At 70.0% G+C, this 18,952-nt stretch carries 2 protein-coding genes; both read left to right on the top strand.

Annotation, left to right across the window (positions count from 1 at the left end):
- Positions 1-92: 92 nt before the first annotated feature.
- Positions 93-9,620, top strand: a complete 9,528-nt coding sequence (locus ACFQS9_RS03530) for an amino acid adenylation domain-containing protein (RefSeq protein ID WP_378401643.1) — start codon at positions 93-95, stop codon at positions 9,618-9,620.
- A gap of 191 nt (positions 9,621-9,811) precedes the next feature.
- Positions 9,812-18,952, top strand: a 9,141-nt coding sequence (locus ACFQS9_RS03525) for an amino acid adenylation domain-containing protein (protein ID WP_378401641.1), incomplete at its 3' end; no start/stop codon positions are given.

Below are 18,952 nucleotides of genomic sequence, written 5' to 3'. Positions count from 1 at the left end.
TACAGCGACGGAGTGTCGTCGAGATGGGGGAGCGAACGTTGGACGCCCTGGGTACGGTCGGACCTGGTGACTCTTCGGATGAAGGGGCGCAGATGAGCGCGCCGCAGGCTGCCGCACCTTTTCCGCTCTCGTCCGCACAGCGTGGCATGTGGTTCGCCCAGCAGGCCGCAGGAGACGTTCCCCTCAACATCGCCCAGTACGTCGAGGTCGACGGTGTCCTCGACATCGACATCCTGACGTCGGCCTGCCGGTTCGCCGGCATGGAGCTCGGCTCCGCGTATCTGCGACTGATCCCCGGCGACGGCCTTCCCGAGCAGGTCGTCGACCGAACGATCGACGATCGCGTCGAGTTCATCGACCTGTCCGATCACAGCGACCCGATCGCGGCCGCCCAGGAGTGGATGCGCAGCGACTACGGATCCGCGCGCGATCTGTTCGACGAGCGCCTGAACGTCTCGACGGTCCTCAAGCTGGGGGAGAACCGCAGCTACTGGTACTGCCGCTTCCATCACATCTCGATCGACGGCTTCGGCGCGATGAACATGCTCAACCGCGCCGCCGAGGTGTACACCGCATTGGTGGAGGGTCGGGAGATCACTCCCGGCAAGGCGGCGGACCTGGTCGTGATCTATGAGGACGAGCTCGCCTACCGCAGGTCCGACCGCTTCCAGCGTGACCGGGAGTACTGGATCGAACGGGTCGTCGACTTGCCCGCGGCGCCCAGTCTCGCCGGCCGTACCGCGCCCGTCGACTCGCACGCCACGGTCGCCGGTGAGCAGGTTCCGCCGTCCACCGCCGACCTGCTCGGCGCGACGGCATCCTCCAGTGTCGTCGGCGAGACCCCCGCCATCGTCGCAGCCTTCGCCGGGTTCATGGCCGCCATGACCGGAAACGCCGACGTGGTGCTGAGCCTGCCGGTCTCCGCGCGGTCGTCCGCGGTGCTGCGGCGTTCGGGCGGCATGGTCTCCAACGTCGTGCCGATCCGGCTGCGCATCGACGGTGACACCTCCGTCGAGGACCTGATCGGGAAGGCGAACCTCGAGCTGACCGGCGCGCTGCGGCGCCAGCGGTACAGGCACGAGGACATGCGACGCGACGCGGGAACCGTCGACGGCCAGCGGGGCTTCTTCGGTCCGTCGATCAACATCATGATGTTCCACCGCGAGATCAAGCTGGGCGACCTCACCGGCCGGTTCACGGTGCTCAGCACCGGACCCGTCGAGGACCTGGCCGTCAACCTCTACCCGAGCGTCGCGGGCAAGAGCGTCCAGATCGACTTCGAGGGCAACCCCAACCTCTACAGCGCGTCGGATCTCGACGGCCACCATCACCGTTTCCTGAGCTACCTCCAGCGATTCCTGTCAGCGGACAGGGCGACCCCGGTGCCGGATCTGGTTGTCAGTACGGACGACGAGATGTCGACCGTGCTGACCGCATGGAATGCGACGGACCATGTAGTCGGCGACGAGACGCTGGTGTCTTTGTTCGATGCGCAGGTGCAGGCTACGCCCGATGCGGTCGCGCTGTCTTTCGACGGTGACGTGGTCAGCTACGCGGACTTCGATTCCAGGGTGAATCGCCTTGCGCGACACTTGATCTCGATCGGTGTGGGTCCGGAATCGCTGGTGGCATTGGCGATGCGGCGATCGATCGAGCTCATGGTGGGCGTCTACGCGGTCGTCAAGGCCGGCGGTGCGTATGTGCCGCTGGATCCCGACCAGCCCCTCGAGCGGGTGGCTCACATCCTCGACACCGCCAGTCCGGTGTGCGTGCTGAGCACCGAGCACGACGAATTCGGCGGCTTGGTGCAGTGGCCCGTCCTGAACATCGACACCCTCGACCTTTCGGACCTCTCGGCCACCGCCGTCTCCGACGCCGATCGGCTGTCACCGCTGCGGTCGACGAACTCCGCTTACGTGATTTTCACATCGGGTTCGACCGGCAGGCCCAAGGGTGTCGCGGTCAGCCACATGGCGATCGCCAACCGTCTGCTGTGGATGCAGGGCGAGTACGGCCTGGACGCCTCGGATGTGGTCCTGCAGAAGACGCCGGTGACGTTCGATGTGTCGGTGTGGGAGTTGTTCTGGCCGTTGCAGGTCGGTGCCAAGCTCGTCATCGCTGCGCCAGACGGTCATCGCGACCCGGTCTATCTCGCTCGGGTGATATCGGACGAGTCTGTGACGACGGCGCACTTCGTTCCGTCGATGCTGGCGGTGTTCGTGGCAGAGCCGGGGATTGCGGGCTGTGTGACGCTTCGCCGGGTGTTCGCCTCGGGTGAGGCGTTGCCCGCGTCCGCGGCGATCCGTTTGCGGAACATGTTGCCGCAGGCCGCGCTGCACAACCTGTACGGGCCGACCGAGGCCGCCGTCGACGTCACCTTCCACGAGGTGACGCCGGCCGATGAGGTGTCGGTGCCGATCGGTGTGCCGGTCTGGAACACGCGGGTGTTCGTCCTCAACTCCCGATTGCGGCCCGTTCCGGTGGGTGTCGCGGGTGAGCTGTATCTCGCCGGTGTGCAGTTGGCCCGCGGGTACGTCGGTCGACCGGACCTGACGGCTGACCGATTCGTCGCGAATCCGATCGGGGCGCCCGGTGAGCGGATGTACCGCACCGGTGACCTCGTCGCGTGGAACGCGGAGGGCGAGCTCGAGTACATCGGTCGAACGGACTTCCAGGTGAAGCTTCGCGGTCTTCGGATCGAGCTCGGTGAGATCGAGAGCGCACTGCTCGCGCACCCGGACGTGACGCAGGCGACTGCTCTGGTACACGACAGCGACCTCGGTCAGCGGTTGATCGGCTATGCGGTGCCCGTGCCCGGATCTCACCTCGACGCCACCGAGTTGATCGCGCACATGGCCCGGCTCGTGCCGAATTACATGGTGCCCGCGACCATCATGGTGTTGGACTCGCTCCCACTCACGGCCAACGGCAAGGCCGATCGCAGGGCGCTGCCCACCCCCGAGTTCAGGGCCACGACTTCCGATTACGTCGCGCCCGCAACCGCAATGGAGAAGGCGATCGCCACCGTCTTCGGTGACGTGCTCGGCCTCGATGAGGTCAGCGTGGAGGACAGCTTCTTCGCGCTCGGCGGCGACAGCATCATGTCGATCCAGCTGGTTTCCCGGGCGAAGGAAGCCGGCGCGGTCTTCACCACCCGGGATGTCTTCGACTGCAAGACCGTCGCGGGCCTCGCCGAGTTGGTTTCCCGGCGCGAACTAAATCACGAGGTCCAGGTGGCTCTCGAGGAGCTTCCGGGTGGGGGCACGGGCGCGCTTCCGCTGCTGCCGGTCGGCCGGTGGATGCTGGAACGGGGCAGGTTCGATCGCCTGTCACAGGCGGTCCTGCTGACGCTCCCAGAGTCGATGGTCGAGGCGCACCTTCGCGCTGCCCTGCAGGAAGTGCTCGACCATCACGACGCGTTGCGCTCGCAGTTGCGCCGGGATGCGAACGCGGAGTGGGTATTCGAGGTGCGCGAGATCGGCAACGTGCGCGCCGAGGATATCCTCACCAGCGTGGCCGTGGCCGCTGCCCCCGGTACCCCCGAGTTCGACGCCGTCGTCGATGCGACGCTCGAGGCCGCCGCGGACCGGCTCGACCCGTCCGCGGGTGTCATGGTCCAGGCCGTCTGGATGCGCGCGGAATCGGGAACTGGCCGTCTGCTGCTCGTCATCCATCATCTCGCGATCGATGGCGTCTCCTGGCGGATCGTGATCCCCGACCTCGCCGTCGCGTGGACGCAGATTGCGGGCGGACATTCGGTCGCGCTCGACCCGGTCGGAACCTCCATGCGCAGGTGGGCGAACAGCCTGCTCGAGGACGCGAACACCGATCGGCGCGGTGCCGAGTTCGATTACTGGCAGAAGATTCTCGATGCACCAGATCCCGCGATCGGGTCGCGTGTGCTGGATCCGTCCATCGATACCGCCTCGACAACACGCACCGTCCGCATCGACATCTCGCCCGAGGTGACCGCGGCCGTGATGACGAGCATTCCGCGCGCCTTCCGGGGGGGCGTCAACGACGGACTCCTGGCCGCACTACTGCTGGCGGTCGTGCGGTGGCGCCGCGACCGCGGGGTCGACGAGTCCTCCCTGCTGCTGTCGCTGGAAGGGCACGGGCGTGACGACGATGTGATCGCCGGGGCCGATCTGTCCCGCACGGTCGGCTGGTTCACCAGCATCTTCCCGGTTCGCCTCGACCTCGCGGGCGCGGATCTCGACGACGCGCTCGCGGCGGGTCCGGCCGCGGGAGCGGTGGTCAAGGCCGTCAAGGAGCAGCTGCTCGCGGTTCCCGACGGCGGCCTCGGCTACGGCATGCTGCGGCACCTGGGGGAGGCGACCGGTGCCCGGCTTGCGGCCCTGCCCGAGCCGCAGCTCATATTCAACTACCTGGGACGCACGGCGTCGGTCGGCGAGCACCTCGTCGGCTCGCCCTGGACTCCGGACGGGTCGGTCGGCATCGGCGGATTCATGTCGACCACCGACGGCGCGACGCCGCTGTCGGCGGGTGTCGAGATCAATGCGGGCATCGAGGGCGAGGGGGCGTCCGCGCATCTGGCCGCAACGTTCACCTACGCTGCCGGCCTGCTGAGTGAGGACGAGACCCGCGCACTCGGGCACTGGTGGGCCTGCGCCCTTGAGTCGATCGCGACCTACGTCAGTGACCACCAGGACGGTGGCAGGACGCCGTCCGACCTGAATCTCGTTGCCCTGTCGCAGAAGCAGGTCGACCGGCTCGAGAAGCGGTACCCGAAGCTCACCGACGTGTGGCCGCTGGCACCGTTGCAGCACGGCATGTACTTCCATTCGCTGCTGTCCTCGGACGTCGACGTCTACACCGCACAGATCCTGCTCGAACTCGGCGGGGACGTCGATGCCGATCGTCTCCGGACGGCCGGCCAGGCGCTCATCGACCGGCACGAGAACTTCCGGACCGCCTTCGTGCAGGAAGAGGAGGGTGGCGAGGTCCTGCAGGTGCTGCTGCACGACGCGCAGTTGCCGTGGACCCACACCGACCTGTCGTCGATGGACGCCCAGGCTGCCGCGGTCGAGGTGGAGCGGATGCTGGAGGCGGATCGGACCACCCGATTCGATCTCGGCTCGGCGCCGCTGACCCGCTTCCACCTGATCAAGACAGCGCCCGCGAAGTGGCTGCTGACGGTCACCAACCACCACATCCTGATGGACGGCTGGTCGACCCCGTTGATCATCCGCGATCTGCTGACCCTCTACGCGGCGGCCGGTTCGTCCGACGTGCTGCCGAGGGCTCGCTCGTACCGGGACTTCCTGTCTTGGCTCGCCGCCCAGGATGCCGAGGCCACCAAGGCCAGGTGGCATCGGGTGCTCGCGGGCATCGAAGAGCCCACCCTGCTGGCGGCGCGCAGCGAGGCGGCCGCGGAGGACGCGGTGCCCGAGGAGGTGTCCGCGGCGCTGTCCGCTGATCTCGACCGGCGGCTGTCCGAGCTCGGCCGGACCCTCGAGGTCACGACGAACACGGTGCTGCAGGCAGCCTGGGGTGTCGTGCTCGGCCATCTCACCGCCCGCGACGACATAGTCTTCGGTGCCACCGTCTCGGGACGTCCGCCGGAGTTGGCCGGCGTGGAATCGATGGTCGGCCTGTTCATCAACACGGTCCCCGTCCGGATCGAGCTCGATTCCGAGGAGTCGGTCGCGGAGCTGCTCTCCCGTGTGCAGCGCGAGCAGTCCGAGACCCTCGGCCACCAGCACCTGGGGCTCAGCGAGATCCTGACGGCGCAGGGCAGGGGAAACCTGTTCGACACCCTGGTGGTGCTCGAGTCCTACCCCGTCGACAGGCAGGGTCTCACGGAGAACTCCGACATCGCGGGCATGCGTCTGCTCGATGTCGGGGTCCGTGACGGCTCGCACTACCCGCTCGCGGTCGTCGGACTCCTCGGCGAGACGCTCGAGCTGAACCTCAAGTACATGCCGGCCGTGTTCGACCGTGCGTCGGTCGAGGGCTTCCTCGGCCGCCTCGTGCGGGTACTCGAGGCCTTCGCGGCGGACCAGAATGCGCGCGTCGGCGGGATCGATCTGCTCGGTGCTGACGAGCGCGCGCGGCTGGTGCCGGTGCGCGGCGGCGGCGCGGTCGCGGGATCGACTCTGCCCGAGCTGCTCTCGGCGGCGGCCGCGGCCAGCCCGCAGTCGGTGGCGCTCGTCTCCGGCGACCGCGAACTGACCTACGCCGAGCTCGATGAGCGCTCGAACAGGATCGCTCGTGCGCTCATCGCGGCCGGTGTCGGTCCGGAAACCTTTGTCGCGCTGGCGTTGCCGCGCTCGGTCGAATCCGTGCTCGGTGTGTGGTCGGTGTCGAAGGCGGGCGGCGCCTTCCTGCCGATCGATCCCGGCTACCCCGAGGACCGGATCGCCCACATGGTGTCCGATTCGGGCGTGCGCATCGGGCTGACCGTCGCCGAGCACCGGGCCGGGCTGCCCGAGTCGATCACCTGGGTCGTGCTCGACGATCCGCAGTTCACCTCGCGCTGCGAGGGTCTGGCGGCGGGCGCCGTGGGCGACGCCGAGCGTGCGGCGCCGCTGCGGCTCGAGCACAGCGCCTACATGATCTACACCTCCGGCTCGACCGGATTGCCGAAGGGCGTCGTCGTCACCCATGCCGGACTGGCGAACTTCGCGAGCGAACAGCGGGAGCGGTACGCGGTGTCCGCGTCCTCGCGCACGCTGCACTTCTCCTCGCCGAGCTTCGACGCCTCGGTGCTCGAACTGCTGCTCGCGGTCGGGGCAGGCGCGACGATGGTGATCGCAGGGCCGGAGATCTACGGCGGCGACGAGCTCCGCGAGCTGCTGGCGACCGGGGGCGTGACCCACGCCTTCGTCACCCCCGCCGCGCTGGCGACCGTCGATCCGTCCGGACTCGACACCGTGCGCACGGTCGTCGTCGGCGGCGATGCCTGCAGCCCGGACCTGGTGGCACGATGGTCCGTCGGCCGGGCGATGTTCAATGCCTACGGCCCCTCCGAGGGCACGGTCGCGACCAACATCAGCGACCGGCTCGTCGCGGGCGAGCCCGTCACCATCGGTGGACCGATCCGCGGTGTGTCTGCCGTCGTCCTGGACGCGCGACTGCGCCCGGTCCCGGTCGGCGTCGCGGGTGAGCTGTATGTCGCGGGAGTCGCACTGGCCAGGGGGTATCACGGGCGGGCCGGCCTCAGCGCCGAGCGCTTCGTGGCCGACCCGTTCGGCGAATCCGGTGGCCGGATGTACCGCACCGGGGACGTGGTGCGGTGGGTCGAGGCGCCGGGCAGCGATGCCGGCCTGGCCATCGAGTACGTGGGCCGCAGCGACTTCCAGGTGAAGGTGCGTGGCTTCCGTATCGAGCTCGGTGAGATCGACGCCGCGCTCGGCGCCCACGAGTCGGTCGACTTCGCGGTCACCGTCGGGCGTCCTGGCCCGTCCGGCGACATCCTGCTGGCCTCGTACGTCGTCCCTGTCTCCGAGGATGCGGTCGACGCAGCCTCGTTGAAGGAGTTCCTGGGCCAGAGCCTGCCGGGACACATGGTGCCCTCGTCGATCGTGTTGCTCGACGCGCTGCCTCTGACCGTGAACGGCAAGTTGGACCGCAAGGCCCTGCCCGATCCTGAATTCGCATCGGCCGGAAGCGACTTCGTCGAAGCCGACACGCCGATCGAGGAGAGCGTGGCGGCGATCTTCGCGGAGGTACTCGGTTTGGATCGGGTGTCGGTCGGGGATTCGTTCTTTGCGCTGGGCGGCAACTCGCTGTCCGCGACGCGTGTGGTGGCCCGGGTGAACTCGGCGCTCGGATCGGCGCTCGGCGTCCGAGACCTGTTCGAGGCCGCCACGGTCTCGGAGTTGGCGGCGCGTGCGGTGAGCGCCGAGGGCAGGGCGGCCCGGCCCGCTCTGGTCGCGGCGGACCGGCCCGATCATCTGCCGCTCTCGCTGGCGCAACAGCGGATGTGGCTGATCAACCGCCTCGACCCCACCTCGCCCGCTTACAACATCGCGATCGCGGTCCGGCTGTACGGCAACCTCGACTTCGACGCGCTGGAGGCGGCCGTCGCCGACGTGCTGGCACGGCACGAATCGGTGCGGACCGTTTACCCCGAGGACGAGGGGGTTCCGCGTCAGGTGGTGCTCCCGGTGTCGTCCGTCGCGATCGACCTCGATCCGGTCGTGGTGGAAGAGGATCGGCTCACCGAGGGGCTCGTCGCATTCGCGTCGCAGGGCTTCGACGTCACCTCGGTCCCGCCGTTGCGGACCCGCCTGTTCCGGGTGGGCGAGCAGGAGTTCGTGCTCGGCCTGGTTGTGCATCACATCAGCGCGGACGGTGCCTCGATGGGCCCCCTGGCGCGGGACGTGATGCTGGCTTATGGGCAGCGCGTGACGGGTCAGGCGCCCGGCTGGGAGCCGCTCCCGGTGCAGTACGCCGATTACGCACTGTGGCAGCGGGAGGTGCTCGGGGCGGAGGATGCACCCGACTCCCTGGCCACACGTCAGCTCGACTACTGGGAGCGTGCGCTGCGCGGCATGCCGGGGCTCATCGAGCTGCCCACGGACCGACCGCGTCCGGCGCGCCAATCGATGCGCGGCGGCAAGGTCGAGTTCGAGATCGGCGCGGACCTGACCGAACGCCTGCACGGGCTCGCACGCCGCAGCGACGCGACACTGTTCATGGTCGTCCACGCGGCCCTGGCGGTCCTGTTGGCACGGTTGACCGGTGGCGAGGACATCCCGATCGCCACACCGGTCGCCGGGCGTGGCGAAGCCGCGCTCGACGACCTGGTCGGCATGTTCGTCAACACCCTGGTGTTGCGGACCTCGGTGGATCCGGGTGCCAGGTTCGCGGATGTCGTACAGCAGGCCAAGCGAGTGGACCTGGAGGCCTACGCGCATTCGGACGTGCCGTTCGACAGCGTCGTGGAACGTCTCAACCCGGAGCGCTCGCCCGCGTACTCGCCGCTCGCACAGGTGATGCTCTCGTTCGAGAACCTCGGCCGCCCCACCTTGGAGTTGCCGGACCTCACCGCGTCGGAATTCGACAGCGGCCTGGTGCCCGCGAAGCTCGACCTGCAGCTCACCGTCCTCGAGAACCGGGACGCCGAGGGCACGGTGACCACGCTGTCCGCCGCGTTCCTCTACGCGACCGATCTGTTCGACGAGCCGACGGTGGCCCGCTTCCCGGATCGGCTCCTTCGGATCCTCGAGGCTGTCACGGAGGACTCGGATGCGATCGTGGGCGATATCGACATCTGGAGCGAACAGGCTGCCGGGGTCACCGAAACGGAGGGCGGGGAGCTCGGTGTCGACGACCTGCCCGAGTTGGTCGCGCACGTCGCGGAGATCGCCGCCGGCGACGTCGCCTTGAACCACGACGGCGTCACGGTCACCTACGGGCAGTTGGACGAGCGGCTCAAGCTGCTCACCGCGTCTCTGGCGGATCGCGGCATGGCGGTCGAGGCGATTGTGACCACGGCCTTGACGAGCCTCGTGCCGACCATCTTGCTCGCCGCGGGTGGCAGCGGGGCAGGCGACGGCTTCGCGGACGTCCTCGCCCGGTTGGTCGACGATGCGGCCACGCGGGCGGGACACACCGGGGGACCTCGAATGCGAGTCGTGACCAGCAACTGATCGAGAACCTTGCCCTCTGATGTCGTGCCCCTCACGTATGGTTCACAACTTCGTGAGGGGCCGCATCCAGGTGCGCTGATGTGTGGTGCACCGAGAACTCAGTACTAGCTAGTCGGAGGAACCTGTTGTCTGCGTCGGATCTGACTCGATCGATCTCCGCTCTCGCGTCGGACCGACCGGACACGGTTGTCGTGTCCGTGGACGGTATGTCGGCGACCTATCGGGAGCTCGACGAGCGGATGCAGCTGCTGGCCGGTCCGCTGGCAGACCGGGGAATGGACGCCGACGGGATCGTGTCGGTGGTGCTGACCGGCCTCGTGCCGACGATCGTGGCCGCCGAGGGCGGGATCGGCGCGGTGCTCGACCGGATTCGCCGCGACGCGGCCGAGTTGTCGCCGGACGGGCCGGATGCGAGTGCGCCGACCCTGGTCTCGCTCTTCGACGACCAGGTGTCCCGCACTCCCGACTCGGTCGCGCTGACGTTCGACGGTGAGTCGTTGACCTACTCGGAGTTCGACGCGCGCGTGAACCGGCTCGCGCGTCGGCTGATGGCCGAGGGCGTCGGCGCCGAGTCGCTCGTCGCGCTCGCCATGCGCCGGTCCTTCGACCTCCTGATCGGCATGTACGCGGTCATCAAGGCGGGTGGCGGATACGTGCCCGTCGATCCGGACCAGCCCGCCGACCGGATCAACCACATCCTCGAAGTCGCCGCGCCGGTCTGCGTCCTCACCACCTCACGCGACGGGTTCACGGCGGAGGGACTCGTCCTCGACATCGACACCCTGGACCTCTCGGGTCTTCCCGGGACCCCCGTCACCGACGAGGACAGGTGCCGGCGTATCGACCCCTCGGGCATCGCGTACGTGATCTTCACCTCGGGGTCCACCGGCAAGCCCAAGGGCGTCGGGATCGCCCACTCCGCGATCGTGAACCGACTGCTGTGGATGCAGGCCGAGTACCGGCTCGGTCCGGACGACGTGGTGCTGCAGAAGACGCCGGCCACGTTCGACGTGTCGGTGTGGGAGTTGTTCTGGCCGCTGCAGACCGGTGCGCGCATGGTCATCGCGAAGCCCGACGGCCACCGCGACCCCCTCTACCTGTCGCGGGTCATCCTGGCCGAGTCCGTCACGACCGCGCACTTCGTGCCGTCGATGCTGGCGGTGTTCGCCGCCGAGCCGACCGTCCACACGTGTGTGGCGCTGCGGCAGATCTTCGCCTCCGGGGAGGCGCTCCCGCCCCAGACTGCCGAGGCCGTGCGAAAGGTGCTGCCGCAGGCGCGGCTGCACAACCTGTACGGCCCGACCGAGGCTGCCGTGGATGTGACCTACCACGAGGTGACGGAGGCCGACTCCGTCACGGTCCCCATCGGTGCCGCGGTGTGGAACACCGGGCTGCACGTCCTCGATCAACGACTGCACCAGGTCCCGATCGGGGTGGCGGGAGAGCTGTACCTCGCGGGCGTGCAGCTCGCGCGCGGGTACGTCGGGCGGGCGGAACTGACCGCGGAGCGGTTCGTCGCGAACCCGTTCGAGCCGTCCGGCGAACGGATGTATCGCACCGGTGACCTGGTGCGCCGCGCCCCCAACGGCGAGCTGGAGTACATCGGCCGCAACGACTTTCAGGTCAAGCTGCGGGGCCTGCGCATCGAGCTCGGCGAGATCGAGACCGCCATGCTGGCGCATCCGGCGGTGTCCCAGGCGGTGGTGCTCGTCTGGGATGGCGCCGACGCCGAGCAGCACCTCGTCGCGTACCTGGTGGGGACCGCCGGTGTCGCGCCCGATGTCGAGTCGATCAGTGAGTCGCTTCGACTGTCGCTGCCGGAGTACATGATCCCCGAAGCGATGGTGGTGCTCGACGAGCTGCCGGTCACCGCGCACGGCAAGCTCGATCGACGGGCACTGCCGGAGCCGTCGCTGGACACCCATCGCGCCGAGTACCGGGAGCCGTCGACCCCGGCGGAGGTAACGGTCGCGGCGGTGTTCGCGGAGATTCTCGGGGCCGAGCGGGTGGGTGCCGACGACTCGTTCTTCGACCTCGGCGGCAACTCCCTGTCGGCCGCGCGGGTGGTCGCGCGGGTGAACGCGGCGCTCGGCTCGGACGTGAGCCTGCGCGAGGTGTTCGACGCGCCGACCGTGGCCGGCCTCGCCCAGCTGGCGGCCGGGAGCGCCGGCACCGGGCGGGCCCGACCCGAGCTGGTCGCCGCCGTGCGCCCGGAGCGGCTGCCGTTGTCGCTGGCGCAGTCCCGGATGTGGTTCATCAACCAGTTCGACACCGCCTCGCCCGCCTACAATCTGCCGCTCGGCATCCGGCTGACCGGTGCGCTGGACACCCAGGCCCTGGCGGCGGCGGTGACGAGTGTGCTCGAGCGGCACGAGTCGCTGCGCACCGTGTTCCCGGACGACGGGCAGGGCCCGCACCAGGTGGTGCTGCCCGTCGATCGACTCGACCTCGATCTGAACCCGGTCCGGGTCCGTGACGAGGCCGAGCTCGTGTCCCACCTCGGCGGACTCGCCACGCAGGGATTCGATGTGACCGTCGAGATCCCGGTTCGTCCCACGCTTTTCGAGTTGAGTGCGACCGAGCACGTGTTGCTGTTCCTGGTCCATCACATCGCGGCGGACGGCGCGTCGATGGCACCGCTGGCGCGCGATGTCGTGGCCGCGTACGCCGCCTTCGCTCAGGGTGGGAGTCCCGATCGCGCGCCACTCGAGGTGCAGTACGCGGACTTCGCGATCTGGCAGCGCGAACTGCTCGGCGAGGAGGACGATCCCGACTCGCTGCTCGCCCGCCAGGTCGGCTACTGGGTGAACGAGCTCGACGGCATCCCGGACCTGCTGACCCTGCCGACGGATCGGCCGCGGCCCGCGGTGCAGTCGATGCGCGGCGACAGGTTCGGGTTCGAGATCGACGCCGGCCTGCACGAGCGGCTGCGCGCGCTGGCTCAGCAGCACGAGGCCACCCTGTTCACCGCCACGCACGCGGCGTTCGCCCTGCTGCTGGCCAAGCTGTCCGGCACCGACGACATCGTGGTCGGCACGCCGGTGGCCGGGCGCGGTGAGGCCGCGCTCGACGACCTGGTGGGCATGTTCGTCAACACCCTCGCGCTGCGGACCGTCGTGGACCCCGCCGTCTCGTTCGCCGAGCTGCTCGCCGCCACCCGGGAATCGGACCTCGGCGCCCTCGTGCACGCGGACGTGCCGTTCGAGCGACTGGTGGAGATCCTGGCGCCGGAGCGCTCGACCGCGCATTCGCCGATCTTCCAGGTCGTGATGTCGCTCGAGAACAACGAGCCCGCGGTGGTGGAGCTGCCCGGATTGACGGTGAGCCCGGTCGACAGCGGCGTCACGTTCGCCAAGTTCGACCTCCAGCTCGTGCTCGGCGAGAAGCCCGACGGCCCGGGGATGACCGGCGAGTTCGTCTTCGCCACCGACCTGTTCGACGTCGAGACCGTCCGGACCATGTCCGAGCGCTTCGTCCGGCTGTTGGATGCCCTCACCGCGGACCCGACCGCGCCTGTCGGTGACCTGGAGATCGTCGGCGCCACGGAGCGGGCCGCGCTCGCCCCGGTCGCCGGCCCGGCGGGCGAGGAGCCCGTCGCGCTGCCGGACCTGCTGGCCGCGGCGGCCGCCGATCGCGACGCGATCGCCCTGATGTTCGGCGACGTCGCGCTGACCTACGGCGAGCTCGACGACCGCTCCAACGCATTGGCCCGGGTGCTGATCGACCAGGGCGTGGGACCGGAGTCGTTTGTCGCGCTGGCTCTCTCGCGGTCGATCGAATCCCAGGTCGCGTTGTGGGCGGTGGCCAAGTCCGGTGCTGCCTTCGTGCCGATGGACCCGGCGTACCCGATCGACCGGCTCGAGCACATGGTGAAGGACTCGGGCGCGCTCCTGGGTCTGACCGTCGCCGACAACGTGGCCGGGCTGCCGGCCGCCACCTGGCTGGTCCTCGACGACCCCGCCTTCGCCGGCGAGTGGGCGGGGCGGTCCGTCGAGGCGGTCACCGACGCGGACCGCGTCGCCCCGGTCGATGTGGCTCAGGCCGCGTACGTGATCTACACCTCCGGCTCGACAGGGATGCCCAAGGGTGTCGTGGTGCCGCACGCCGGCCTGGCGAACTTCGCGGTGGAGGAACGCGCCCGCTACGGGGTGAGCCCCGGGGACCGCGTGCTGCACTCGTCCTCCCCGAGCTTTGATGCCTCGATCCTCGAGCTGCTGATGGCGGTGGGCGCGGGCGCCACCCTGGTGATCGTTCCGCCCACCGTGTACGGCGGCAGCGAGCTCGCCGAGATCATCGTCGGCGCGGGGGTGACCCATGCCTTCATGACGCCGTCCGCGGCCGCCGCGCTGCCCGTCACGGGGCTGGATCCGCTGCGCGTGCTGGTGCTCGGCGGCGAGGCGATGACTGCGGACCTGGTTGCGCGCTGGGCTTCCCGGGTGCGGCTCTACAACGCCTACGGGCCCACCGAGGCGACCGTCATGGTCGCCTCCGGAGATCCGATCGCCCCCGGCGACGCGATCACCATCGGCGGCCCGATCCGGGGCGTGGACGCCCTGGTGCTCGACGCGCGGTTGCGGCCGGTTCCCGTCGGTGTCGCCGGCGAGCTCTACGTCGCCGGCACGCAGGTCGCCCGCGGCTATCACGCCCGCGCGGCGCTCACGGCCGACCGGTTCGTCGCCGATCCGTTCGGTCCGGCGGGGAAGCGGATGTACCGCACCGGTGACGTGGTGCGGTGGGTCGACCGGTCGGCTGCCGGCGATCTGTCCGACCTGGTGATCGAGTACGTGGGCCGCAGTGACTTCCAGGTGAAGGTTCGCGGCTTCCGTATCGAGCTCGGCGAGATCGATGCGGCGCTGTCGGCACACGGTTCGCTCGACTTCGCGACGACCATCGGTCGCACCGGGCCTTCGGGCGCAACGGTGTTGGTGTCCTACGTGATGGGCGCCGGCGACGTGAATGCGGATGCCCTCAAGGAGTTCGTGGGACGGTCGCTGCCCGCGCACATGGTCCCGTCGGCGATCGTCGTGCTCGATGAGATCCCGATGACGGTGGGCGGCAAGCTCGACCGGAAGGCACTGCCGGAACCGGACTTCGGCTCGTCGGCGGAATCGTATGTGGCGCCGGCGAACGCGATGGAGGAGCTGCTCGCGGGCCTGTTCGCCGAGGTGCTGGGCGTGGCCAGGGTGTCGGTCGTGGATTCGTTCTTCGCGCTCGGCGGCGACAGCATCGTCTCGATCCAGCTGGTGGCACGCGCGAAGGCCGCTGGCGTGGTGATCAAGGCGCGGGACGTGTTCGAGCGCAAGACCGTCGCCGGCCTCGCCGAGGTGGCCACGATGGCCGCCGACGGTGCCGGACCGGTGGTACTGGAGGAGCTGCCGGGTGGTGGCGTCGGTGAGATGCCGCTGCTGCCGGTGGCCCGCTGGGCGCACGAGCGCGGCGCGGCCTCCCGGTTCTCGCAGGCCGTGCTGCTCACGGCGCCCAAGGGGATCGATCGCGCCGCCCTCGCCGGCACGGTGCAGGCGGTGCTCGACCAGCACGACATGCTGCGCGCAGAGCTGGTGTCGGGTACCGACCTGCTGCGCACCGGCGCGGCCGGCACAGTGGTGGCCGATCCGCTGATCACCCGGGTGGAGTTCGACGGCGAAAGCCTTCCCGGCACACCCGGATTCGAGCGGCTCGCGGCGGCGTCGCTGGACGCGGCCGCGGACCGTCTGGACCCCGTCGCCGGGGTGATGGTCCAGGTCGTCTGGTTCGACCCGGCGCCCGGGGCGGGGGAGATCAACGGGCGCATCCTCGTCGTGTTGCACCACCTCGTGGTGGACGGTGTGTCCTGGCGCCTGCTGGTGCCCGCGTTCGCCGCCGCCTGGGGACAGCTCGGGGCGGGTGTCGAACCGACGGCGGAGCCGGCCGCGACCTCGGCCCGCCGCTGGGCCCACGCGCTGGCCGAGGAGGCACTCACCGACCGGCGGATCGCCGAGCTCGGGCATTGGCGCGCGGTGACCGCGGAAATCGAGGCGCCGCTGGGTGCCCGGCCGCTCGATCCGGCCGTGGACACCATGGACACGGTCGAGTCGATCACGGCGGAACTGCCCGCCGACACGACCGAGGCGCTGCTGACCGCCGTGCCCGCGAAGTTCCGCGGCGGCGCACAGGACGGACTGCTGGCCGCGCTCGCGCTGGCCGTGGCACAGTGGCGTCGCGCTCGCGGCCAGGAGGGCACCAGCGCGGGGATCACCCTCGAGGGCCACGGGCGTGAGGAGCAGGTGATCCCGGGCGCGGACCTCTCGCGCACGGTCGGCTGGTTCACCAGCGTGTACCCGGTTCGTCTGGACCTGGCCGGAGTCGACCTCGACGACGCCTTCGCGGCCGGACCGGGCGCCGGCGCCGCGGTCAAGGCCGTCAAGGAGCAGCTGCTCGCGGTGCCGGACAACGGCATCGGCTACGGCCTGCTGCGGTACCTCAACCCGACGACCGCTCCGGAGCTGGGCTCGGCCGCGGAGCCGCAGATCACCTTCAACTACCTCGGCCGGTTCGGCACCGACGAGATGTCAGACGAGATCCGTTCGCTCGGCTGGATCCCCGTCACCGACGGCGGATCCCTTGGCGGTGCAACAGATCCCGCGATGGCGGCCGCGTCCGCGCTCGACGTCAACGCGTCGGTGCTCGCCGGCGGCGGGCTGTCGATGACGCTGAGCTATCCGCGAGGAGTGCTGACCAGGGGAGAGGTCTCGGAACTGGCGGAGCTGTGGCGGGAGGCGCTGACCACGATCGCGCGGCACGCCCGCTCCGAGGAATCGGGCGGGCTCACCCCGTCCGACGTCCCGCTGGTCGATCTCACCCAGGCCCAGATCGACGGGTTCGAGCGGCGCTACCGCGGTCTCGAGGACATCTGGTCGCTGTCTCCGCTCCAGCACGGGCTGCTCTTCCACGCGTTGCTCGCCGAGGGCGTGCCCGGCGTCCTGGACGTCTACACCGCGCAGTTCTCGCTGAACTTCGCCGGGACCTTCGACGCGGGCCGGCTCGGCCGGGCCGCGGATCGGCTGCTGGTGCGGTACCCGAACCTGCGGGCCGGCTTCGTGGTGGACGAGGCGTCGGGCTCGCTGCAGGTGGTGACCGCGCCGAGCGCCGTCCCCGTGACGGTGCACGAGGTGGGTGCGCTGGACGAGTCGGCCCGCGACGTCGAACGGCGCCGCATCCTCGACGCGGATCAGGCCGCGGGCTTCGACATGGCGGCGCCGCCGCTGCTGCGCCTGACCGTGCTGCGGGCCGGTGACGAGAGCTGGCAGCTGCTGGTGACCAACCACCACGTGATCCTCGACGGCTGGTCGACGCCGCTGGTGATCCGCGAGCTGCTCACCCTCTACGCCCTCGACGGTGACGACTCCCCGTTGCCGCGGCCGCGGTCCTACCGCGACTACCTCGACTGGCTGTCCCGGCAGGATCGGGACGAGTCGCTGCGGGTCTGGGGCGAGGCACTGGCCGGCATCGACGGGCCCACCCTGCTGGCCCCCGAGGTGGCGGGGGCCGCACACGCCGCCGCACCCGGCAAGGTCGAGCTCGCCCTCTCCGCCGAGCAGACCGCGCGGGCACAGGTCCTCGCCGGCGAGCTGGGCGTCACGCTCAACACCCTCGTGCAGAGCGCCTGGGCCCTGGTGCTCGGAATGCTCAGCGGACGCGGCACCGTCGTGTTCGGCGCCACCGTCTCCGGCAGGCCTGCCGCGCTGGCCGGGATCGAGGAGATGGCCGGCCTGTTCATCAACACCATCCCGGTGGCGGTGCGCCTCGACCCGGCCGAGAGCGTGCGCGGGCTGCTCACCCGCGTGCAGGCCGAGCAGGCCGACCTGCTCGACCACCACTACATGGGGCTCACCGACATCCACAAGGTGGCCGGTGACGCGGCGCAGTTCGACACCGCGGTGATCTTCGAGTCCTACCCGCTCGACACCTCCGGGGTGGGCGGCGACATCGACATCGCCGGATCACGGCTGCTGGGCGTGGATTCCACCGCCGCCAGCCACTTCCCGCTCTCGGTGATCGCGGCGACCAGCGCGGACCGGCTGCACGTCGCGGTCGAGTTCCAGCACGAGGCCTTCGACGAGGCCACGGCGACGGCGCACCTGAACCGCCTGCTGGATCTGCTCGACCGAATGGTGACGGCACCCGATGCCGAACTCGCGCAGGTGCCGCTGGTCTCGGACGCGGAGCGGGCGCTGCTCGACTCGTACAACCGCACCGAGCTCGCCCGCACCTCCGAGACCCTGCTCGAACGCATCGACGCGCGCGTCGCACAGGATCCGGGTGCCCCGGCGGTGGTCGAGGGGGGTGTGACGGTCAGCCGTGGTGAACTGGATCGGCGCGCGAACCTGCTGGCGCACGAACTGATCGCGCTGGGCGTCGGGATCGACGACGTGGTGGCACTGGTGCTGCCGCGGTCGGTGGACTGGGTGGTCGGCATGCTGGCCGCGTGGAAGGTCGGCGCGGCCTACCTGCCGGTCGACACGAAGGCGCCGTCGGACCGGATCGCAGCCATCCTCGGGGACTGCGACGTGGCGGCCGTGGTGACGGCGCGGGCGTGGACCGACGAGATCGGGTACACCGGGCCGGTGGTCCGGCTCGACGACCCGGCCACGCGGGCGCGGGTGTCCGAGCGCTCCGAGTCCGCCCCGCCGAACCGCTGGACCGAACCCGGCGCTGGTGACCGCCTGGCCTACGTGATCACCACCTCCGGTTCCACCGGTCGGCCGAAGCCGACGCTGGTGCCGATGGCGGGCGTCCTCAACACCGCCGAGTGGTATCGCGGCGAGATCCTGCTCGCGCCGGGTGACGGTGCGCTGGTGGCGAATTCGCCGGTGTTCGACCAGACGCAGAAGAACGTGTGGGTGACGTTGTCCGATGGTGGCGTGCTGCACCTGGCGGCGGACCCCTTCGACCCGGTCGAGATCCTCGAGATCATCGGTGGCGGCTCGGTGGTCAACGCGAACATGGCGCCGAGCGCCTTCGCCACGTTGCTCGACGCGGACACGGACCAGTCGGTGTTGCCGCGGCTGCGGTCGTTGCACCTGGGTGGTGAGTCGTTCAACCCGGCTCGGCTCGCGCATCTCGAGGCGGCAGGCACCCGGTTGCACAACAACTACGGGCCGACCGAGGCCACCGACATGATCACCGATCACCGGTTGCGGTCGGTGCTGACCGGCTACCCGGACGGCCGGGTCCCGATCGGGCCCGCGCTGCCGAACTACGAGCTGTACGTGCTCGACCAGCACCTGCGCCTGGTGCCCCCGGGTGTCGCGGGTGAGCTGTACATCGGTGGTGTCGGTGTGTCCCGCGGCTAC

The sequence above is a fragment of the Rhodococcus daqingensis genome (assembly GCF_042665615.1).
Lineage (GTDB): Bacteria > Actinomycetota > Actinomycetes > Mycobacteriales > Mycobacteriaceae > Rhodococcus_G > Rhodococcus_G daqingensis.
Note: the sequence above shows the minus strand (reverse complement) of the source record. Positions and strands in the feature narration are given on the sequence as shown.